The following is a 19667-nucleotide window of genomic DNA, read 5'->3' on the forward strand; positions in this document are numbered from 1 at the left end:
CCGATTAAGCTCAAAGTCATAAATCTTTTCTCCGGCATCGCCGGAGGTTTTTCATATGCGTCTGCAAGGTTCTCTTATCCACCGCGCCGAGTATTCTTTTCGGTCGAAATGATATTTGAGATACCAGAGGCGGGAACCGCCCGGACTGACAAGCAGATACAGACCGTGAGAAGCGGTCAGTTTAAAGGGAGTTGGTGAAGGTTTAGTAGCGCGGATTTTACTGTCAGTAAGGGGCATGTGGTGGTCACTCCTTTATCTAACTGAAATGACCCCAAATCAGACCACCAATTTGTCCCGATGCGGAGAGATAAATCAATATGCACTGAGACAGTTTTCTACGCTAACTCTCTGAATCAAAATACTATTGAGACATGCTGAGATGCCTGAAAACAGGAATTTGGCTCCTCTGACTGGGTGCGTTTTTTATCTCATTGAATAATAAAATATTTATTTTCTAAATTCAAAATAAGGCCCTTATAAAAGCCCCGATCGTAATGATGCACTAAGAATGTGATTTTTATCACATTTTAAAAGTGGGATTATTTCCCCCCATCTTGCCATTTCCACTAGATATTATTAACGGATACTTGAATTAATTCGATTATTCAATAATGATTGAAGTATTGAATCATAGAGGGCCGCCCCACATTATGAACAAACAAACTGCCACAACCATCTTTGAATCCCTCTCCTCCGGCGTGCGTCTGGATGTATATCGCCTACTGATCAAAATGGGTACCGAGGGCATGGTTGCCGGGGAGATCGCTTCAACGCTGGATATCCCGCCGACTAACTTATCGTTTCATTTAAAGGCGTTGACGCAGGCCGGGATGCTGACGGTAGAACAGGAAGGTCGTTACCAGCGTTATCGTGCCAACATCCCACTGATGCTGGATTTAATCGGCTGGCTGACCGAGGAGTGTTGTTCAGGCCACCCGGAACAATGCGCAGGTTTTCGTTCGGCTTCTTCCTGCTCAGAAGCCGTTTTACCACCACTCAACACCACGAAAAAGAGTAAATCATGAACGTACTTTTTCTCTGTACCGGCAACTCCTGCCGTTCCGTGCTGGCCGAAGCCACGTTTAACCATCTGGCTCCTGCCGGATGGCGCGCCATGAGCGCAGGCAGTCACCCGGCGGGTTACGTACATCCCCGAGCACTGGCGTTGTTGGCGCGGGAAGGCATTTCAACAGAAGGCTATTTCAGCAAATTGTGGGATGGCCTGCCGCAGACGCCGGATATTGTCGTGACAGTCTGTTCAAACGCTGCCGGAGAAACCTGTCCGGCCTGGCTCGGTAACGTGATGCGTACCCATTGGGGCGTTGACGATCCGGCTCGTGCTACCGGTAGCGATGCCGAAATCGATGCGGCTTTTGTCACTGCTTACCAGACATTACGTGCGCGTATTGAAGCTTTTCTGGCGCTGCCGCTGAATGAATTGCTGCACGATCGCGCTCGTCTGAAAGTTGAACTGGATCGTATTGGCGAAATTTTTTAACGACCTGTATTTCAATAATTGATGGAGAGTCAAATGAAGACGATTCAGATTTTCGATCCCGCATTATGCTGTTCTTCCGGCGTCTGTGGCCCGGAAACCGATCCGGCGCTGGTCGCATTCGCCGCTGATTTTGAGTGGGCCAGAACGCAGGGCGTCAATATTGAGCGTTTCAATCTGGCGCAGCAACCATTGCTCTTCGCACAGAACGAAATCGTTAAAGGCTTTCTGGCCCGTTCCGGCAAAGAGGCGCTACCGCTGATTCTGGTGGATGGTGAAGTCGCACTGGCTGGTCGCTACCCTCGCAGAGAGGAACTGGCGCGTTGGATGGGGCTTACCGTCTATTCGAGTTTTACGCCAGCGGCTTCCTCCTGTTGCGGCGGCGATAAGTGCTGCTGACGGACTGATTTCCCGCTTTATTTAATTTAAAGGAGTCTTTTTTATGCTGATGCTTCGGCAGGTGCCCCCCTTTTTGTTTTTTACCGGTAAAGGCGGTGTGGGTAAAACATCGCTGGCCTGTGCTACCGCGATTCATCTGACCGCCTCTGGCAAACGTGTACTGTTGGTCAGCACCGATCCGGCTTCCAATGTGGCGCAGGTATTTGAACAGACCATCGGCCATCAGATAACCTCGGTTGCAGCGGTTAACGGACTGTCCGCGCTGGAAGTAGATCCATCTGCTGCCGCAGCGGCATACCGTGAGCGCATTGTTGGACCGGTGCGTGGAATTCTGCCGGACGATATCGTGGCGGGTATTGAGGAACAGCTCTCTGGTGCCTGTACCACCGAGATTGCCGCCTTTGACGAATTCACCGCGCTGCTGACTAATCAGCAACTGCGCGATGAGTACGATCATATTGTGTTCGACACCGCGCCAACCGGGCATACGCTACGAATGCTGCAACTGCCCGGCGCGTGGAGCGGTTATCTCGACAACAGCCAGCACGGTGCGTCCTGTCTCGGCCCGCTGGCCGGGCTGGAAAAACAGCGCAGCCAGTATCGCGCCGCCGTAGACGCACTGGCAAATGCGGAACTGACGCGGATGGTGCTGGTCGCCAGAGCACAAACCGCAACGCTGAAAGAAGTATCGCGTACCTATGACGAACTGGCCGCCATTGGTCTGACGCAGCAGTATCTGGTCATTAACGGCCTGTTGCCTGAGCAGGAAACCGCTCGCGATAAGCTGGCGCAGGCACTGTATCAGCGTGAACAACAGGCGCTGCAACATTTACCTGATAACCTGCGCGCATTGCCCTGCGATCGCCTGCCGTTAAAACCGTTCAATATGGTAGGGCTGGCGGCATTACGGGGTCTGTTGGACGACAGTTCAACTGGCTCCCCGGCGGAAGTCGGAGATATCTCCCCCGTAGATCTTCCTTCATTGTCATCACTGATCGACGGATTCGCGTCGCAGGGACATGGCCTGATCATGCTGATGGGCAAAGGCGGCGTGGGGAAAACTACGCTGGCAGCGGCGATTGCCGTTGAACTGGCTCGTCGCGGCTATCCTGTTCACCTGTCCACATCCGATCCGGCGGCGCACCTGACTGACACGCTGGACGGCTCATTCGACGGTCTGACCGTCAGTCGTATCGATCCACTGGCCGAAACCGAGCGTTACCGGCAGCAGGTGATGGCTGAGCAGGGTAAAAACCTCGACGAACAGGGGCGTGCCGTTCTTGAAGAAGATCTGCGTTCTCCCTGTACGGAAGAAATTGCCGTGTTTCAGGCTTTTTCACGCATCATTCAGGAAGCGGGTAAGCAGTTTGTCGTTATGGATACAGCGCCAACCGGCCATACATTGCTACTGCTTGACGCCACCGGCGCTTACCACCGTGAGATTGCCCGACTGGCCGGGGAACACGGTCAGCCCGTACTGACGCCCATGATGCGCCTACAGGACAGCGAGCAGACGAAAGTTCTCATCGCCACGCTGGCGGAAACCACGCCGGTGCTGGAAGCCGCTCATTTGCAGGACGACCTGCGTCGCGCGGGGATTGAACCGTGGGGCTGGGTCATTAATAACAGCCTGATCAGTACGCCGACTACATCGCCGCTGCTGCGCCAGCGTGCCGAACGCGAACGGTCGCAGATTGAGGCCGTCTGTACCCACCATGCCCGACGCTGTGCGCTGGTGCCGCTACAGGCGGAAGAGCCTGTCGGCGTTGAGCGTTTACTACAACTGAGCACAACGGGAAAATAAACCCAAAGGAGCCTGACATGTCCGCACAAACCCAGGCCGCTCCGGCCATGAACCTGTTTGAACGTTACCTGAGCGTCTGGGTTGCGCTCTGCATCGCCATCGGTATTCTGCTCGGGCAGGTAATGCCGGGCGTCTTTCGCGTTATCGGCGGTCTGGAGATTGCCCGCGTCAATTTGCCGGTCGGTTTACTTATCTGGGTAATGATTATTCCTATGCTGCTGCGCATTGATTTCGGGGCGCTGGGTCAGGTCAAAGCGCACTGGCGCGGGATCGGCGTAACGTTGTTTATCAACTGGCTGGTTAAACCATTTTCAATGGCGCTGCTCGGCTGGCTGTTTATCCGTTACCTGTTTGCGCCGTGGCTGCCAACCGATCAGCTTGACAGCTACATCGCTGGGCTTATTCTGCTGGCCGCCGCGCCCTGTACGGCAATGGTGTTTGTCTGGAGCCGACTCACCAACGGCGACCCTTATTTCACGCTGTCGCAGGTGGCGCTGAACGATGCCATCATGATTTTCGCCTTTGCGCCGATTGTTGGGCTGCTGCTCGGCTTGTCCTCAATCATCGTGCCGTGGGCCACCCTGTTAACCTCCGTGGTACTGTACATCGTTGTGCCGGTTATTCTGGCCCAGCTCTGGCGTAAGGCCCTGCTACGCAAGGGGCAAGGGGCATTCGATAATGCGCTGACGAAAATCGGCCCGTGGTCAATGGCGGCATTACTGGCAACGCTGGTGTTACTGTTTGCGTTTCAGGGCGAAGCCATTCTGCAACAGCCGCTGGTCATTGCCCTGCTGGCGGTGCCGATTCTGATTCAGGTGCTGTTTAACTCGGCACTGGCCTATGGGTTGAATCGACTGGTGGGCGAAAAGCACAATATTGCCTGTCCATCCAGCCTGATCGGCGCATCGAACTTCTTTGAACTGGCTGTCGCAGCGGCAATCAGCCTGTTTGGTTTTCATTCCGGTGCGGCGCTGGCGACCGTGGTTGGGGTGCTCATTGAGGTGCCGGTGATGCTGCTGGTTGTGCGAGTGGTGAATCGTTCGAAAGAGTGGTATGAGAGAGCTTAGCGGAGATATTATCCCTCTCTAATTATCCGTTCGCGACAAACATTCAGACAGTTTCTCAAGGGGCAGGGCCGGGTAATGCTGTGTTTCAGGCGGCGTGAACTCACCATCCAGATTTTGCGCAGGGTTCGACCTGATTAACTGTTTTTTCACCGCATAGGGGCCAAAAGCCAGCTTCTTCTCTTTCTCGTCAATGCGGTACTTCATGTACCAGAGTTTCGAGCCGTTGGGTTTGATCAGCAGGTAGAGTCCTGAACTGTCGGTAATCTTGAAGGATTTCTCGGTGGGTTTGATCTTGCGGATAGCGGTATCGGTTAATGCCATCGGCGGGGGCTCCATTTTCTCAACGAACCGCGAGCCCTCCGATTAAGTCCCCAAAAACTATGGGTGTCAAAAAACCCGGAAAACCTTATCAGGTTAACCGGGTAAAGATAAGTTCTTGTTTTTTGAACGTCTCCGGACTCACCAGGATGTCCCGAAACTAAAATCTGGCTCCTCTGACTGGACTCGAACCAGTGACATACGGATTAACAGTCCGCCGTTCTACCGACTGAACTACAGAGGAATCGTGTGGGGTCGTATATTAGCGGCGGAAAAATTTTTGTCAAACCCCATTTAACCTCTTACAGATTCGATTGCGGGTTATCTCATCACTTTGTTGCATTTGCAGACATTTTTTCTGCAAAAAGCTTTGCAGCCTTACGATTTCTCGCTCATTATTGAAATGTGGTTTCAACTCTCTTCTTTAAGGTCCATTTTGAACGTCTCCACTGCCTTACGCCAGGCTGTCGTCCGTACGCCCTGGTATGCCAAACGCAAGAGCTACAAAGTGTTGTTCTGGCGTGAAATCACCCCACTTGCTATCCCTATTTTTCTGGAAAATACCTGTGTTTTGCTAATGGGCGTGCTCAGTACTTTTCTCGTCAGTTGGCTGGGCAAGGAAGCAATGGCGGGCGTGGGGCTTGCCGACAGTTTTAATATGGTAATTATGGCTTTTTTTGCGGCTATCGATCTTGGTACTACGGTGGTGGTTGCCTTTAGCCTGGGCAAGCGCGACAGGCGACGGGCAAGGGCGGCGGCGCGCCAGTCGCTGGTGATTATGACGCTATTTGCCGTTGTGCTGGCAGTGGTCATTCATTATTTCGGCAGTGAAATTATTAATATTGTCGCAGGCGAGGCGACGCCAGAAGTAAAGGGGCTGGCGTTAACGTACCTTGAACTGACGGTGCTGAGTTATCCGGCTGCGGCAATTGCGCTAATCGGTAGCGGCGCGCTGCGTGGGGCAGGGAATACGAAAATCCCGTTGATGATTAACGGCGGGATGAACATTCTCAATATTATCATCAGCAGCATCCTGATTTACGGGGCTTTCTCCTGGCAAGGGCTGGGTTTTGCCGGCGCGGGGCTGGGATTAACCATTTCGCGCTACATCGGCGCGGTAGCGATTATTTGGGTGCTGATGATTGGTTTTAATCCGGCGCTGCGCATTCCGCTGAAAAGCTATCTGAAGCCGCTGAATTTCGGCATTATCTGGGAAGTGATGGGTATCGGTATTCCGGCGAGCATTGAATCAGTGCTGTTCAACGGTGGCAAACTACTGACGCAAATGTTTGTCGCCGGAATGGGCACTAATGTTATCGCGGGTAACTTTATTGCCTTTTCCGTGGCGGCGCTTATCAACCTGCCGGGTAACGCCCTTGGTTCGGCGTCGACTATTATCACCGGTAAGCGTCTTGGTACCGGACAAATTGGTCAGGCAGAGCGTCAATTGCGCCATGTATTCTGGATGTCGACTATCGTACTTACGGCAATTGCCTGGGGGACGGCGCCGTTCGCGGGTCTGTTTGCCTCATTTTATACCCAGGAGCAGGACGTAAAAGAGGTAGTGAAAGTTCTGCTCTGGCTTAATGCTGCCTTTATGCCAATTTGGGCGGCCGCGTGGGTGCTGCCGTCGGGTTTTAAAGGCGCGCGCGATGTGCGATTTGCGATGTGGGTATCGATGCTGGGGATGTGGGGCTGTCGCGTTGTGGCAGGGTATACGCTTGGTATTGTGCTGGGTATGGGGGTTGTAGGGGTTTGGCTGGGGATGTTTCTTGACTGGGCCGTGCGCGGCGCACTGTTTTACTGGCGTCTGGTAAGCGGGCGCTGGCTGTGGAGATACCCGCGCGTAAAGAGGGAGTAAGCGCTTTTTGCTGTGAAAATCATCAGGAAACGGTGAATTTTAACCGAAGTGTGGAATAAAGCAGCAAACGAACTTTTTTTGTGAAAACAGGCTTTGACAAGCCAGGGGCACCTCGTTAATATTCGCCCCGTTCACACGATTCCTCTGTAGTTCAGTCGGTAGAACGGCGGACTGTTAATCCGTATGTCACTGGTTCGAGTCCAGTCAGAGGAGCCAGATTTTAGTTTCGGGATATCCCAGCGAGTCCGGAGACGTTTAAAAAACAAGAGGTTATCTTTACCCGGTTGACCTGAGAAGGTTTACCGGGTTTTTTGATATCCATAGTTTTTGGGGCTTAATCGGAGGCTTCACGGTTCGTTGGAAAAATAGAGCCCCCACGTATGGCATTAACCGATACCGCTATCCGCAAGATCAAACCCGTATCAGTATGCTGACATATAGATGTGTTCGGTTCAAACGGAGCGATCACACAAGCTTGCGAGGTGATGCCCCTGGTGGGAATCGCGACCGTCTCTTTCATCTGATTTCAGATATTTCCCGTGATCTTGATCCGTTCTTTCCCAAAAGATTGATTTCTTTCATTCGAAACAAGGCTGTACAATAAGTAAACCAAAATAGCAACTATAGAGTTTCTAATGGATACAGTAGAAGAACTAAATGGAACATACTTCTATGCAGGAAAATCCAATCTGACTGCTGCCGAACTTCTGTTTATGATTTTTTGTGAGAATACCGCAAGCCAGTTTGGGATTGGTGTTGCAGATTTCGGGGCCGTTGTTGCTCTGCTATCAGGTCGTAATAATCTCTGGACAAGGGCGAAACCCGCTGGAGCGACTAAAGGCACATCATACGCGTCCAGGACTGCACGTGCAGTGTTTAAAAAGTCAAAATTTCCCTTTGGAATATCCCTTCCGACATGGTTAGGCGGTTACACCCCATGGACAGCCAGACGTGTTATGGTTCGTAACATTGCGCCGTTTGTTGGACGTTCCATTCCTTTGATCGGGGAAATTATCCTTGCCGCAGATGTGTCACAAATAACATATCGCACTATACGCGACTACAATACCATTGCTCGGGGCAATGATAAGTTATGGTAGACAATATTGAACAGCAAGTTTACGAGCTTGTACGGCCTTATGCTGGCACATATCTTTTCAACATTAAGCAAGTAGAATTAACACCAGAGATTGACCTTGATACTGATCTGAGCATTGATGAACTTGAAGCCGAAGATCTCATGAATAAATTCTTCGAGAAACTCAATGTCGAGCGAGGTAACTTCAGAATAGAAACCTATTTTCCTAATCACCCTTTTTCATGGCATCCGTTCAAGAAAACGGAGCCTGTACCCGTCCCAGATTTCACTATCAGCATGCTGATCGAGTCAGCAAAAGCCGGGAAATGGTTATATGACTAATTGTAATGAACTTAACAAATGGCTGTACCAGTACCCTTCTTTTTGAGCGATGATGGTGGCGCTAAGATAGTTCTCTTTTCTTTTTAAAGGGTTCATGTTTACTGCCGCCACCCTTACGCTAACCCCTTTAGTTTCCTCCTTTGCTGTCATACTATCGAATGACGTGCCTCACCTGTGAACGCTAAGGAGAATAATATGGAAAATAAAGGCACAAACCTGACGCCCGAGCAGGCGCTGGATCGCCTGGAGGAGCTGTACGAGCAGTCGGTTAACGCGCTCCGTGAAGCCATCGCTGACTATGTTGATAACGGTACGCTGCCCGATCCCCACGCCAGGCTTAACGGACTGTTTGTTTATCCTTCGCTGTCTGTAAGCTGGGATGGCGCGACACCGAACCCGCCTAAAACACGCGCTTTTGGACGCTTTACTCATCCTGGCTGTTATACCACTACCGTTACGCGGCCTGCGCTATTTCGCGCTTATCTTCTGGAACAGCTTAACCTCGTTTACCATGATTATGGCGCGCATATTGCGGTGGAGGCCTCGCACCATGAGATCCCGTATCCTTACGTGATCGATGGCTCGGCTCTGACGCTGGATCGTTCTATGAGCGCCGGGCTAACGCGCCATTTTCCTACCACAGAACTGGCGCAGATTGGCGATGAGACAGCAGACGGTCTGTTCCACCCCGGCGAATTCTATCCGTTATCGCACTTCGACGCGCGTCGTGTTGACTTCTCGTTGGCCCGGTTACGGCACTATACCGGTACGCCGGTTGAACATTTTCAGCCCTTCGTTTTGTTTACCAACTACACCCGCTATGTCGATGAGTTTGTGCGCTGGGGATGCAGCCAAATTCTTGATCCTGACAGTCCCTATGTCGCGCTTTCCTGTGCTGGCGGAATTTGGATCACGGCAGAAACGGAAGCGCCGGAAGAGGCTATTTCCGATCTGGCCTGGAAGAAACATCAGATGCCCGCCTGGCACCTGGTAACGGCAGATGGGCAGGGGATTACGCTGGTAAATATCGGTGTTGGCCCTTCAAATGCTAAAACGATTTGCGACCATTTGGCCGTGTTGCGGCCTGACGTCTGGCTTATGATTGGGCACTGTGGAGGGTTACGAGAAAGTCAGGCGATTGGCGATTATGTGCTGGCCCATGCCTACTTACGCGATGATCATGTGCTGGATGCCGTTCTGCCGCCTGATATTCCGATTCCAAGCATTGCGGAAGTACAGCGTGCGCTGTACGACGCTACCAAAGCGGTTAGCGGAATGCCCGGCGAAGAGGTGAAACAGCGACTGCGCACGGGAACCGTCGTCACCACGGATGACCGTAACTGGGAGCTTCGTTATTCCGCATCGGCGCTGCGATTCAACCTTAGCCGCGCGGTTGCGATTGATATGGAGAGCTCGACGATTGCAGCCCAGGGCTATCGCTTTCGTGTGCCTTACGGCACGCTGCTTTGTGTTTCTGACAAACCTTTACACGGTGAAATTAAACTGCCCGGGCAGGCAAACCGGTTTTATGAGGGGGCTATTTCAGAACATTTGCAAATTGGTATTCGTGCTATTGATTTGCTACGCGCAGAAGGTGATCGTTTGCACTCACGTAAATTACGCACGTTTAATGAGCCACCGTTTCGCTAACGAAATGAGCTGTCGTCTGCTGTTGGACAGGAGCGGAAGAGGCGTATTTATGTGATATGGAAAGTGGCTGAATGAAGCCTTAGCGGGCGGCGATTCTGCATCCCGCTAAGGCCTTATTGTGCCGCGAGCTCCATCACCATCACCATCGCCGGAGATCTGTCGCCGATAATCGCGTCTACGTCAGGAAACGCGCCGGAAGGCGAAAACATTGCGCCGCACTTCACGCTCTTTGAGCGCCTGACCCACAAGCCCGGATTAACAAGCAGATACCGACCGTGAGAATCGATCAGCTTAAAGGGGTTATCAGAAGGCTTGATACTGCGGATTTGTGCGTTGGTTAGAGACACAGGATGGTCACGCCATTATCGAACTCATAGCGCCACGAGTGGCGCGAAAAGACTTCATCATCATAGTGGCGCACGTCGGTAAAGCGCACCAGCCGGTGCTCGCCGTTCCATTCAAATCGGTGCTCCCGGCACTGCGCCTTGCCCCAGCGGTCAGCGATGGGATTGCCGAACTCGTCGTACTCATAGTGGTGGTCTGCCCTGTAGCAGCAGGCGGTCGCCTTTGACTTTCGCCTGATGCTCGCCACCTTCGGGCGGCATGTTCATGCCCAGCAGGTTGTCGTCGTCGTCAAAGCTGAACTCCTCGTGCAGGGCGTTCCAGCGCGGGTCTTCCGGCAGGCGGTGTTGGGTCAACATTAATATCTTGCGGTAATCTCTGTGGGTTTGGATTCGAATTTACGTTAGTGCGTGTGACCGGTAAATCCCGCGACGATCTGCAGGCAGCGATGGTGCTGATGCGCGGCGGCAATCTGGGCCAGCCGTTCCAGTTCAAAAACTTCCGCGATTGATTTTTCCCGCCCGCCGCCTTCCCGCATGTGAGAAAGGTGGCCGGGCGGGTAAATCGATTAAGGCGTGGCTTTTTTAGTCTCTGCGGCCTTGTTATACAACGCCTGAATCAGCGCCTGCTGTTCCGCTCCCGGTATGATACCCAATCTGTGAAAAATATTCCCAATCTGATAAAGCTGCTGATTACCGGTGTCGTCCTGGCGGGTAATCGACGCCTGCGTGGTTAATTTTTTCAGCGTAAAGGTAATATGTTCCTGACACTCGGGCGTGTTTTCAGCACAAATCTGGCGTAACAGCATCAGGTTTTTATTATCGACCCTATCTGCGTTAATCATCAATTCCCTTGCCTGACTCCACTGTTTTGCATTCATGTAGTGGTCGATCATCGCCTCCTCTTCGAGAGAGGGAACGTGCTGGTGTAACACCCGTTTGGCATTCACCGTGTCGTTGCCATAGCCGTAAAGCTCCGCAAGTCTTTGAAAGGAACGCGACATATCTTCATCAGGCCAGGCTTTTGCTTGGCTGAGGTAAATCGCCTCGGCGCTGACGGCTAATTTTTGCGCTGCCTCAGGATGACCAATTTCTTCGAGTACTTCACCCATTTCATTTGTTGCATCTTCCCATTCGGCGAACGTCAGGGTTTGCGCCTCGGCGGAGAGGGTTGCGATATGCTTTTCCGCCACAGCATTCTGCTTATGCTGAAAGAGATTCTTCAGCGCTTTGATTTTGTACTCGTAGCAATACCTGTCGTCGTAGCAGGTATATTCCGGCGCGCTCATCAGCAAATCGATACGCTTATTCATCAGCGCAACATCATCAAGCTTGCTTAATAAATCAATCAGCTCCCTTTCAATGCGCGGTGAAGGGGCAAAATTGAATATTTTATCGACCTGCGTCACATAGGTTGAAAGCGTCTCTTGATAATTCTGTGTCAGCTCGTTTTTCTTATAAAAAGAGAGCAATCCCGATAATGAATACTGGAAATAGCTTCCTTTATTGCCGGTTGCTTTGCGCAATCTCGCAGACAACGCCATCGCCTTCTCTTTATTACCCGTGGCGTAATAGATCTCCATCAGGTCGAGATACTCTTGATAACGGTAGGCTTCAGCACTCGGTTGTTGAGCAATAGCCGTATCAAACATTTTCAGCGCGCTATCTGCGTAAACCAACGCCTTTGCGGTGTCGCCCTTGGCATGGTACTGCTTCGCAATAATAAGCAGCATTTTTAGCTGAGTATAAGGAACAACAATTTTATCAGCGTAATTTTCATTATAAATAGCGGCGGTTTTATCAGGCTCTGAGTGCCAGGATTCTAAAACCGTGGCTAAATAAAAATTCCTCGCGTCGGCATTTTTGCTAAGAAGGGCTAAGGCTTTTTCAGGCTGTTTGCGATTAACCCAGCCATCAACGTAGCTCTCGTAGGCGGTAATGCTCGACGGTTTATCGAGACCAATTTTGGACAGGAAAACCATCGCGGCATCCGGGCTATTATTTTCAGCGATCCACGAGGCCTCATGGTTTAGCGAAAACTTCGCATCATTCGATTGTGTGTCCAGCTTTTTCAGTAATGCATCCGCACGGCTCATCGGGCCGTACATAAACAGTTCCCTGTGTAATTCAAACCAGGCTGCCTGCGATTTAAAAGTGGTGTTTTCATTTAAAGGGACGGCATTTTGCAGTTTCTGTTCGACAACTGACCAGACATCAGGCGATTGCTGACTTTGTGCAACGCTCTGATAAGAGTAAAAAACCGTGGCGGCTGTGAGTAATGTGGCGAATTTAAATTTCATAGCAACGTGTATCCTTTCAGTTCCGTTTGAATAGCCTCTTTACAGCAAAGTCATATTTACTTAGTTTGAGGCGTTAATTCCTTTAAGGCTGCCAGTGCAGGTTTGACGCCGCCTTTTACCGCCGCTGTAAGATGAAGTTTGGCTTTGTTGAGGTCTTTCTCAACGCCATCACCATTCCTGTACATGAGTCCAAGGTTATAGTGCGCCTGAGCATTTCCCTGGTCAGCGGATTTTTTAATCCACTTATAGGCTTCCGGCAGGTTTTTCGGCATTCCTTCGCCGATAAGATTTAAATATCCCACTTCTAACTGCGCATAACTTTCGCCAAGCTCTGCCGCTTTGAATAAATAGGAGAGATATTTTTTGCTGTCTTGCGCTACGCCATCACCGTCGTTGTACGCATAGGCCAAAAAGAGAAGCGCGCCGGGATGATTTTGCTCTGCGGACTGAGTTAACCATTTCATCGCCGCATCGTAGTTTGTGCATTCAAACTCATACTTACCTAAATGATATTGCGCAGTGCTGTCACCCTGCTTTGCCTTATTGGTGACGTCAGTCGGTGCATATAGCTCTGAAAGCTCTTTATCGTTGTGGTAACAACGGATGTATTTTATGCCGTCTTCATCATAGGCTTCTTCTGTACCTTCCTTGTCGCCATCGACATAGGGCAGCGCACTTAAGACCTTACCCGTACGATCGTTAAACTCTCTTTTCAGGCCGTTTCTTTCATCATTAGCAAACATAACCTCTTCAACAAGTTTACCGGTACGTTCGCTCCAGCGGCGATCGGCTCCCTGCTTTTTATCGTCTTTATATTCGGTGGTATAGGTGAGTTTGCCCTGTTCATTCCAGTGCTTAGCGTCCCCATTTAGCATACCGTTTTTATAGGGATAGACTGATTCGCGGTGACCATTTTCGTACCACTTTTCGGAATCCCCGTCTAACACATCATGTTTATACATTTTGGATGAGGCAGGCTTTCCGTTGCTGAACCATTCTTTGACCGCACCATGTTTACGGCCTTCACTATCAAAAGAGGATTCTTCTTTGGGATGCCCATTTCCATACCAGCTCTGAGCAGAAAGCTGTTTGCCATTTTTATAGGTCGCTTTAGAAAGGAGTTTGCCCTCTTCACTGTATTGTTCGAACGTTCCGTCGTTTTCACCTTGGTTATTTCTGTGGTAAACACCACGAATTTTACCGGTAGAATAATATTCCGTACTAGTGCCGACAATGGTGCCTTTACTGTATGAATATTTCTCCTTTATTTTCCCATCAGGGAAATATTCAAATGCCGGGCCTTCCAGTTTCTGATTTAAATAGCTGTGTTTTTGTTTTAAAACGCCGTTATCATAAAAATGTGGGCATTCGCCATCTTTAATTTTACCTTGGGCAAAGTAACGTTTACTTTCAACGGCTCCGTTTTCATGGTATACGATGTATTCCCCTTCGGGTTGACCATCTTTAAACGTCAGCGTTTCCGCTATTTTGTCTTTTTCATCAAAGTAAGTTTCAGCTTTTCCGTCACGCTTATTTTGCGCATTATAATGATAAATACTTTTGAGATTGCCGCTTTCATAGAAAGATTTAAATACAGAAACACGTTGTCGGTTAGCGAAGTTTTCTTCGTTAGTATAGCCTTCAAAGGCTATCTGTTTACTCTGCATCACCTCCCCTGTTTCTTCTGAGGATTCCAGATACCAGCCGGTGACTTTCCATAATTTTTTCTCTTTGTCATAGGGGAGGGGCATATGGACTATTGTTGTTGCCTGACGTTTAACCGTCGGTTGCAGTTCATCATCCAGCCACAAGTCAGACGATCTTTTCATGTATTCGGCACCGCACAGCGCTTCGGTACATAGCTCGATTCCAGTCAGCATGGGCGTGCCGCCAGCATCGCACTGATCGACCGTCAGGTAAAAATAACGGTCATCGAGAATAGCCGGCCTTAAACTGCGTATTTTATTAATATATTTTTCTGTCGTCAGTCCCATTGATTCTGCGCGCGCAGAAAGGGTATTAGTATTACAGGGTGTTTTATCTTTAAAATAATAACGGTCGGCGAGTAAAAGTTTCAGGTCACTGCTAATGGCGGTTTTATTAAAATCGATATTTTCAATTTGGGCGATGAAATTAACGGGTTTGGATTCTGTACTGGGGGATTGTTTTGCACATATATTCGCGCAATATAATGAAACTATAATTGTTATGAATATTTTCTTCAAGATGTTCTCCTTGTATGAATAATAACTCCCTGAAACTTATTTCATGCTATAGAAACAAAGAGTTAATGTAAAGGATGCGAGGAGCATATTCTGGCAGGAGAGAGTTTGCTTCAGTTACCAGTAAGAATAATTTAAGTATTACGAGCGCGTTGTTTTTAATTTGGTAATAACGCGCTGATGATTATTAACGATTATATACCCAATAAACCTCAAGATGCGGGAGTGAGCACCTGAAAGTGATCTTTAATTCGGGATGTCAGTGAGTCCGCTATATCCGGCAGCGTCTGGTTAAAAAAGACAGATATTGCGTCCCTGAACTCTCGCGTACTGCTGAAGTAGCGATTATTCCGGGCATGTTCGTTCATTAATTTCCACATTCGTTCTATCGGATTCAGGTTTGGACTGTAAGGGGGAAGGTAATGCAGCCTGATATTTACCACCTCCGCCCAGTCTTTCACTAACTGTGAACTGTGGTAACCAGCTCCATCCGCTGCTCGCTCTTAGCCAACTGTCAAATTTGCCCATACACCTGCGCCACATCGCCCGTCTCCATGCCCCAGATCCATCGCCACAATTGCCAGCGCTTCTTTCCTGTTGAACCCCTGCGCCAGATAGTGACTAATGGCATCCTGCGCCCACGCATAACGCAGGGAATGCGGGGAATATGCGCCAGTCAGACCAATACGCGCCGCCTGGTTGTGCCAGTAGTCCATCGCGCTTTTCAGATCCGGTTTGTCGATCAGTCGGCCATGACGGCTTTCTGCAATAGCCAGCGCATTATCCAGCGCTTTTCTGACAGCTATAGTATCCAGAATCACCGTTTCGCGGGCCGTCCGCCTTTGGTGCCGAACACCACGGTTAAGCGCGTATCGCTGCGTTCAATGGCCTGTTTCCACGTTTTCAGCGATTGCACGCTCTGCACCGCTTCCTGTGAACGTAAGCCCATCAGCCTCGCCAGTTCCAGCGCCGCCGCCAGTCCCGGATCTTTCATGCGGGCCGTCTCCAGCACATGATGATAATGTTCAGGCGTGATCGCCTGTCGCGTCCCGCTGCGCGATGCACCAGCCAGACCCAGCGATTTATTAGTCAGCCACTCATGCTCTGCCACCTGTTTACGCCCGGCCTGTTGCAGAACAGCGCTCAGCGAGGCCATTTTATTTTGCAGCGTGCGTTTGCCGATCCCCTGCGCCAACCTTTCATGAATATAGCTTTCAATGTGGCGCACCTTAATCTGCGCAACCCGCTGGATATGGACGTTCAAAGCCCGTAAGTGGTGATCGAAACGCTGCACGATATGAATGCGATCGTTCACCGTTTTATGGCTACCGCCACAGTGCTTTGCCAGTGCCTTCATTTCACCACCTAACTTGCCCATACACTTCTCCTATGATTTTGAGAACACAAACAGTCTCCGGCGTATGCTCTTTGGCTGCGCCAGAACGATACCTTTACGCCGGAGTGGCAGTTTGTTGAGGTATAGGGAGTTTCAGACTGTACGCGGTACAGGCTGCCTGCGTGAGCAGGAATTCTCCGGGGCATCATGCCCCCCCTCGGTATCGATCTTTTTTTCTTCTTTCTTGCTGACAGCGGCCCCAAAAAGGCGTGTCAGATTCGGGAATGAACGCCGGAACCCCGAAAACAGGGGCATGGCGCGGTGTAGTGGTTGTGCGTCACTTTGTCGCTTTGCGCGACGAAAGCGACGCACTGGTCGAGTGCAGTACGCGAAAGATCGCAGACTCTGGTGTTGTTTTACGGTCACGCGGCAGCAAAGCCGGACGTCTTTGCAGGCCGCAGCCCGTAAAGTAAAAGGCGTTGATGTGGTAACGGGTGCCGGGTGCAATCGCTTCCGTCACGGTGCAGCATTGACCAGAGATCTGGCGCAGGTACCATCGAGATACTCTTTCAGTTCTTTGGTACCGAACGTGTCGATAGCCCGCTGAGCTGCGCCGAGATTAGACGCCAGCTTGTCACCGCCAATGTCTTTATCGGCTTTAACTGCCGCAGCCCAGTCTTCTGTTTGCTTCTGCCATGACTCCGCTTGCTGTTGTTGCACTCCCGCCAGCACTTTCGGATAGACGTCCACCAGCTTCTGCGCCTGCTCTTGCGTCAGGTTCAGTTCACGCGCCACTGGTTCGAACTGCGCCAGCGCGCTGGTATCGAGTTCCTGACCTTCAGGGGCGGTGAACGCGTATTTCTCCGGCGCGCCGGGCGGCGTTTCTTCTTTCGGTGGAGTGGGCTTATTGGGATCGGCGGGTGGGTCGTGTGGTTTTTCAGAAGCGGGACCATCTGACGGTGGATCGGCGGGTGGATTTTCTGACGGTTTTCCTGTACCCGGATCGGTCTGCGTGCCGCCAGCGGTATCGGTTAATGCCATAGGAGGGGGCTCTATTTACTCAACGAACCGTGAGGCCCCGATTAAGCCCCAAAAACTATGGATGTCAAAAAACCCGGCAAATCTTCTCAGATCAACCGGGCAAAGATAACTTCTTGTTTTTTAAATGTCTCCGGACTCGCCAGGATGTCCCGAAACTAAAATCTGGCTCCTCTGACTGGACTCGAACCAGTGACATACGGATTAACAGTCCGCCGTTCTACCGACTGAACTACAGAGGAATCGTGTGAACGGGGCGCATAGTAACGATGTGCGATCGGCTTGTCAAAGGGGGAAATAAGATTGCGCGTTTGTTTGCTGACAAAAACAACAAAACGTTGAAGTTTTGATCTAATCCCTGCTTTGCCCCGGCATGGCGCAACTTTGTCTGTAATTGCACAAGTCAAATGCTGTGACCTTACCGCAATGGCTATGTACCAGCGTCTGATGAAACGTGAAAAACTGGCAGGCACTTGGCAAATAATTCTGAGACATAACGCCGTAGAGATTAAGGGCAGGGGGTAGAATGAACTTTAGACGTGAAATATTTTGTGAAAATGGTTGATACAGGCAGTCTGACGCCGGTAGCGGAAATGGCAGATAAATTTCTGGTGAAGGCGAAAAGATTTCCGTCAATATCATAGGCAGAATTATGGCGCATCAGCTTTTGGCGACGACACGGGACGAGCGGGTTTTATCGCGCTTTTCCTGAAGGATTTTTTCATCAGCCTGTTTTTTGCGTTCGGATCAATCCCCTGAGCCAGCAGCCTTTTGGCCTCGTCACGGCGTTGTCTGGCATCAGCAAGCGATACAGCAAGGTAAACCCCAATAGAAAACACCTTCTGTTTGCCATCGAAGCGATAGCCTGTCTGCCAGTATTTTGAATCGATAGAGGCCAAACCCGTCAGTGAGCTTGACGGCCTTTTCCGCTGGTCTGGCATTTTTTACTTTAGTATCAGTCAGTGACATGACGGTTCCCTCCGCGTGCTGGTAAAACGCAAATCGAACCAGCTTTACCAGCAAAAGGGTATGGCTGCGAGTGGTTTTTAGTGAACGAGAGTGAACCTGAAGAAAGGGATAATCAGTTGATATAAATGCAGAAAGCAGACGTCAGTAAACGTCTGCTTTCCTTAATTTGGCTCCTCTGACTGGACTCGAACCAGTGACATACGGATTAACAGTCCGCCGTTCTACCGACTGAACTACAGAGGAATTGTTTCAACGAGGCGCATAATACTGGGCCGGCTATAACGTGTCAACAGTAAAATTAACGCGCCAATTCAATTGGTTAATTAACCCACAAAGTGAGGAATTAATGTTCGGATTCCTCGCCGTAGTCGCCTTCGGCAGCGCTTACCCGTAAGCGCTGAGAAGGATCCTGGCGATAGAACTGGCAAAAACGCTGCCATAGCGCCGGGAAACGTGGAGCAAACAGTTCTGGCGCGCTGAAAAAATACTCTGACAACACGGCAAAACATTCTGCAGGGTCGGTGGCGGCATAGGCATCTATACTGGCAGCGCTTTCGCCAACAAGATCGATTTCATCCTGAATATTATTCATTGCCGCGTGGAGATCGTGTTCCCAGCCAGCCACATCGCGCAACGGGATGAAAGGGATGCCGCTGGCGCGATCGCCATTACGCATATCCAGTTTGTGCGCGACTTCATGAATAATGAGGTTGAAACCCGAAGCATCGAACGAGTCCTGGATATCCAGCCAGTTCAGAATGATGGGCCCTTGTTGCCAGCTTTGCCCCGACTGTACGACACGCTGGCTGTGCACCAGACCTATGTCATCTTCCCATTCATCATCTACCACAAAGGGCGCGGGATAAATGAGCACTTCATGAAAACCATCAAGCCACTCAATACCGAGCTCCAGGATCGGTAAGCAAAAAATTAACGCAATACGTGCACTTTTTAACGAGTCGAGCTCAAATCCCTGTAGCGCTACCAGTCTTTTCTGCTGCAAAAAACGTTCGGCTAGCGCAATAAGCCGAGCCTGTTCTTGCGCGGTGAGGTTTACCAGAAGAGGTATAGCTAGCGCATCATCCCACGGCCAGTCTTCGTTCTGGGTTATTTCTTGTGCTTTCCAGGGCCACTTAATCATCGTTTTGCTCGTAAACTCGTCACTTGAACAAAATTACCCGAATAGGGTCTGTTAAAATGCCAAATTACCTGGCATCATTGCAATATACGGAGAGATGCCGGAGCGGCTGAACGGACCGGTCTCGAAAACCGGAGTAGGGGCAACTCTACCGGGGGTTCAAATCCCCCTCTCTCCGCCAATCATTCAACAAAATCAATCACTGACAAAGCGTTTTTGATTTCGTCATACATAAATCCCTGCATTAAAATTTCTTTCACTCGTTCGATTTTTCTTACTACTGATGCTGTTTTTTACCATTTTGCTGCG

17 protein-coding genes, 5 tRNA genes and 5 pseudogenes are annotated in these 19667 nt (G+C 50.4%); 12 read left to right on the top strand and 15 right to left on the bottom strand.

The window, feature by feature from the left end; all coding sequences use genetic code 11:
* Window positions 1-51 precede the first annotated feature (51 nt).
* Window positions 52-237, bottom strand: a complete 186-nt coding sequence (locus tag QEN32_RS08750) for an Arm DNA-binding domain-containing protein (RefSeq protein ID WP_023195175.1) — start codon at window positions 235-237, stop codon at window positions 52-54.
* A 413-nt stretch (window positions 238-650) separates the two neighbouring features.
* Between QEN32_RS08750 and QEN32_RS08755 the strand changes: the two genes are divergently transcribed.
* From QEN32_RS08755 to arsB, 5 genes are read left to right on the top strand one after another with little or no spacing between them, the layout of a single operon-like run.
* The gene (locus QEN32_RS08755) at window positions 651-1025 is read left to right on the top strand and encodes a helix-turn-helix domain-containing protein (RefSeq protein ID WP_001041817.1); all 375 of its coding nucleotides are present in this window, start codon (window positions 651-653) and stop codon (window positions 1023-1025) included.
* Window positions 1022-1498 carry an arsenate reductase ArsC gene (locus QEN32_RS08760; RefSeq protein WP_001101539.1) on the top strand — a complete coding sequence of 159 codons (477 nt, stop codon included), beginning with the start codon at window positions 1022-1024 and terminating at the stop codon, window positions 1496-1498. The genes QEN32_RS08755 and QEN32_RS08760 overlap by 4 nt, the downstream gene beginning before the upstream one ends.
* A 33-nt stretch (window positions 1499-1531) precedes the next feature.
* Complete coding sequence (arsD, locus tag QEN32_RS08765; RefSeq protein ID WP_000849417.1) at window positions 1532-1894, top strand: arsenite efflux transporter metallochaperone ArsD; 363 nt, start codon at window positions 1532-1534, stop codon at window positions 1892-1894.
* Window positions 1895-1937: 43 nt separating this feature from the next.
* Window positions 1938-3698: an arsenical pump-driving ATPase gene (gene arsA, locus QEN32_RS08770; RefSeq protein WP_265322299.1), complete on the top strand. Its 1761-nt coding sequence runs from the start codon at window positions 1938-1940 to the stop codon at window positions 3696-3698.
* 17 nt (window positions 3699-3715) lie between these two features.
* Window positions 3716-4765 (top strand): ACR3 family arsenite efflux transporter, encoded by a 1050-nt coding sequence (gene arsB, locus QEN32_RS08775; protein WP_045343306.1) that lies wholly within the window; start codon window positions 3716-3718, stop codon window positions 4763-4765.
* Window positions 4766-4783: 18 nt separating this feature from the next.
* Here the strand turns inward: arsB and QEN32_RS08780 are convergent, their stop codons facing one another.
* Both QEN32_RS08780 and QEN32_RS08785 read right to left on the bottom strand, forming a co-directional pair.
* Complete coding sequence (locus QEN32_RS08780; protein WP_045343308.1) at window positions 4784-5086, bottom strand: Arm DNA-binding domain-containing protein; 303 nt, start codon at window positions 5084-5086, stop codon at window positions 4784-4786.
* A 165-nt stretch (window positions 5087-5251) separates the two neighbouring features.
* Window positions 5252-5327 (bottom strand) — tRNA-Asn (locus QEN32_RS08785).
* Between the two features lie 159 nt (window positions 5328-5486).
* Between QEN32_RS08785 and QEN32_RS08790 the strand changes: the two genes are divergently transcribed.
* From QEN32_RS08790 to QEN32_RS08805, 4 genes are all read left to right on the top strand, one after another.
* Window positions 5487-6944, top strand: coding sequence for an EmmdR/YeeO family multidrug/toxin efflux MATE transporter (locus tag QEN32_RS08790; RefSeq protein ID WP_001538409.1), 1458 nt, complete (start codon window positions 5487-5489; stop codon window positions 6942-6944).
* A gap of 140 nt (window positions 6945-7084) precedes the next feature.
* Window positions 7085-7160, top strand: a tRNA-Asn gene (locus QEN32_RS08795).
* A gap of 419 nt (window positions 7161-7579) precedes the next feature.
* Window positions 7580-8044, top strand: coding sequence for an STM2901 family protein (locus QEN32_RS08800; protein WP_000381834.1), 465 nt, complete (start codon window positions 7580-7582; stop codon window positions 8042-8044).
* A complete protein-coding gene (locus QEN32_RS08805; RefSeq protein ID WP_000228159.1) occupies window positions 8038-8364 on the top strand; it encodes a DUF1493 family protein in 327 nt (108 codons plus the stop codon). The genes QEN32_RS08800 and QEN32_RS08805 overlap by 7 nt, the downstream gene beginning before the upstream one ends.
* On the opposite strand, the gene QEN32_RS08810 is transcribed toward QEN32_RS08805, so the two are convergent.
* Entirely contained in the window at window positions 8353-8514 is a 162-nt protein-coding gene (locus QEN32_RS08810) for a hypothetical protein (RefSeq protein ID WP_023888257.1), read from the bottom strand. The genes QEN32_RS08805 and QEN32_RS08810 overlap by 12 nt on opposite strands.
* A 45-nt stretch (window positions 8515-8559) precedes the next feature.
* Here QEN32_RS08810 and QEN32_RS08815 point away from each other — a divergent pair, with 45 nt between their 5' ends.
* The gene (locus QEN32_RS08815) at window positions 8560-10014 is read left to right on the top strand and encodes an AMP nucleosidase (protein ID WP_265322300.1); all 1455 of its coding nucleotides are present in this window, start codon (window positions 8560-8562) and stop codon (window positions 10012-10014) included.
* 248 nt (window positions 10015-10262) lie between these two features.
* Here QEN32_RS08815 and QEN32_RS08820 read toward each other — a convergent pair.
* Window positions 10263-10361, bottom strand: a pseudogene (locus QEN32_RS08820) (DUF4102 domain-containing protein); the annotation flags it as partial.
* A gap of 180 nt (window positions 10362-10541) precedes the next feature.
* Complete coding sequence (locus QEN32_RS08825) at window positions 10542-10715, bottom strand: hypothetical protein (RefSeq protein WP_000957535.1); 174 nt, start codon at window positions 10713-10715, stop codon at window positions 10542-10544.
* Between the two features lie 47 nt (window positions 10716-10762).
* On the opposite strand from QEN32_RS08825, the pseudogene QEN32_RS08830 reads away from it, so the two are divergent.
* Window positions 10763-10867, top strand: a pseudogene (locus tag QEN32_RS08830) (DUF520 family protein); the annotation flags it as partial.
* Between the two features lie 57 nt (window positions 10868-10924).
* Here QEN32_RS08830 and QEN32_RS08835 read toward each other — a convergent pair.
* The 9 genes and pseudogenes from QEN32_RS08835 to mtfA all read right to left on the bottom strand — a co-directional run bounded on the left by QEN32_RS08835 (window position 10925) and on the right by mtfA (window position 19361).
* Entirely contained in the window at window positions 10925-12655 is a 1731-nt protein-coding gene (locus QEN32_RS08835; RefSeq protein WP_000669114.1) for a hypothetical protein, read from the bottom strand.
* 56 nt (window positions 12656-12711) lie between these two features.
* Complete coding sequence (locus QEN32_RS08840) at window positions 12712-14406, bottom strand: SEL1-like repeat protein (protein WP_094964839.1); 1695 nt, start codon at window positions 14404-14406, stop codon at window positions 12712-12714.
* A gap of 683 nt (window positions 14407-15089) precedes the next feature.
* Window positions 15090-15368, bottom strand: a pseudogene (locus QEN32_RS08845) (transposase); the annotation flags it as partial.
* A gap of 23 nt (window positions 15369-15391) precedes the next feature.
* Window positions 15392-16255: pseudogene (locus tag QEN32_RS08850) on the bottom strand (integrase domain-containing protein).
* A 474-nt stretch (window positions 16256-16729) separates the two neighbouring features.
* Complete coding sequence (locus QEN32_RS08855) at window positions 16730-17254, bottom strand: peptidase (protein ID WP_001219023.1); 525 nt, start codon at window positions 17252-17254, stop codon at window positions 16730-16732.
* Between the two features lie 163 nt (window positions 17255-17417).
* A tRNA-Asn gene (locus QEN32_RS08860) sits at window positions 17418-17493 on the bottom strand.
* 421 nt (window positions 17494-17914) lie between these two features.
* Window positions 17915-18220 (bottom strand): annotated as a pseudogene (locus QEN32_RS08865) (Arm DNA-binding domain-containing protein); the annotation flags it as partial.
* 167 nt (window positions 18221-18387) lie between these two features.
* Window positions 18388-18463: transfer RNA gene (locus QEN32_RS08870), tRNA-Asn, on the bottom strand.
* Between the two features lie 100 nt (window positions 18464-18563).
* Window positions 18564-19361 (bottom strand): DgsA anti-repressor MtfA, encoded by a 798-nt coding sequence (gene mtfA, locus QEN32_RS08875; protein WP_000598920.1) that lies wholly within the window; start codon window positions 19359-19361, stop codon window positions 18564-18566.
* Between the two features lie 88 nt (window positions 19362-19449).
* On the opposite strand from mtfA, the gene QEN32_RS08880 reads away from it, so the two are divergent.
* A tRNA-Ser gene (locus tag QEN32_RS08880) sits at window positions 19450-19539 on the top strand.
* The last annotated feature ends 128 nt before the right edge of the window (window positions 19540-19667 follow it).

Origin of the sequence: Salmonella sp. SA14318 (assembly GCF_029866905.1) — a bacterium.
Classification (GTDB): domain Bacteria; phylum Pseudomonadota; class Gammaproteobacteria; order Enterobacterales; family Enterobacteriaceae; genus Salmonella; species Salmonella enterica.

Bases quoted from the DNA above. Each gene is read 5' to 3' on its own strand.
- QEN32_RS08750 (WP_023195175.1), bottom strand. From the start codon at position 237: ATGCCCCTTACTGACAGTAAAATCCGCGCTACTAAACCTTCACCAACT.
- QEN32_RS08755 (WP_001041817.1), top strand. From the start codon at position 651: ATGAACAAACAAACTGCCACAACCATCTTTGAATCCCTCTCCTCCGGC.
- QEN32_RS08760 (WP_001101539.1), top strand. From the start codon at position 1,022: ATGAACGTACTTTTTCTCTGTACCGGCAACTCCTGCCGTTCCGTGCTG.
- arsD (WP_000849417.1), top strand. From the start codon at position 1,532: ATGAAGACGATTCAGATTTTCGATCCCGCATTATGCTGTTCTTCCGGC.
- arsA (WP_265322299.1), top strand. From the start codon at position 1,938: ATGCTGATGCTTCGGCAGGTGCCCCCCTTTTTGTTTTTTACCGGTAAA.
- arsB (WP_045343306.1), top strand. From the start codon at position 3,716: ATGTCCGCACAAACCCAGGCCGCTCCGGCCATGAACCTGTTTGAACGT.
- QEN32_RS08780 (WP_045343308.1), bottom strand. From the start codon at position 5,086: ATGGCATTAACCGATACCGCTATCCGCAAGATCAAACCCACCGAGAAA.
- QEN32_RS08790 (WP_001538409.1), top strand. From the start codon at position 5,487: ATGTGGTTTCAACTCTCTTCTTTAAGGTCCATTTTGAACGTCTCCACT.
- QEN32_RS08800 (WP_000381834.1), top strand. From the start codon at position 7,580: ATGGATACAGTAGAAGAACTAAATGGAACATACTTCTATGCAGGAAAA.
- QEN32_RS08805 (WP_000228159.1), top strand. From the start codon at position 8,038: ATGGTAGACAATATTGAACAGCAAGTTTACGAGCTTGTACGGCCTTAT.
- QEN32_RS08810 (WP_023888257.1), bottom strand. From the start codon at position 8,514: ATGACAGCAAAGGAGGAAACTAAAGGGGTTAGCGTAAGGGTGGCGGCA.
- QEN32_RS08815 (WP_265322300.1), top strand. From the start codon at position 8,560: ATGGAAAATAAAGGCACAAACCTGACGCCCGAGCAGGCGCTGGATCGC.
- QEN32_RS08825 (WP_000957535.1), bottom strand. From the start codon at position 10,715: ATGTTGACCCAACACCGCCTGCCGGAAGACCCGCGCTGGAACGCCCTG.
- QEN32_RS08835 (WP_000669114.1), bottom strand. From the start codon at position 12,655: ATGAAATTTAAATTCGCCACATTACTCACAGCCGCCACGGTTTTTTAC.
- QEN32_RS08840 (WP_094964839.1), bottom strand. From the start codon at position 14,406: ATGCCCCTCCCCTATGACAAAGAGAAAAAATTATGGAAAGTCACCGGC.
- QEN32_RS08855 (WP_001219023.1), bottom strand. From the start codon at position 17,254: ATGGCATTAACCGATACCGCTGGCGGCACGCAGACCGATCCGGGTACA.
- mtfA (WP_000598920.1), bottom strand. From the start codon at position 19,361: ATGATTAAGTGGCCCTGGAAAGCACAAGAAATAACCCAGAACGAAGAC.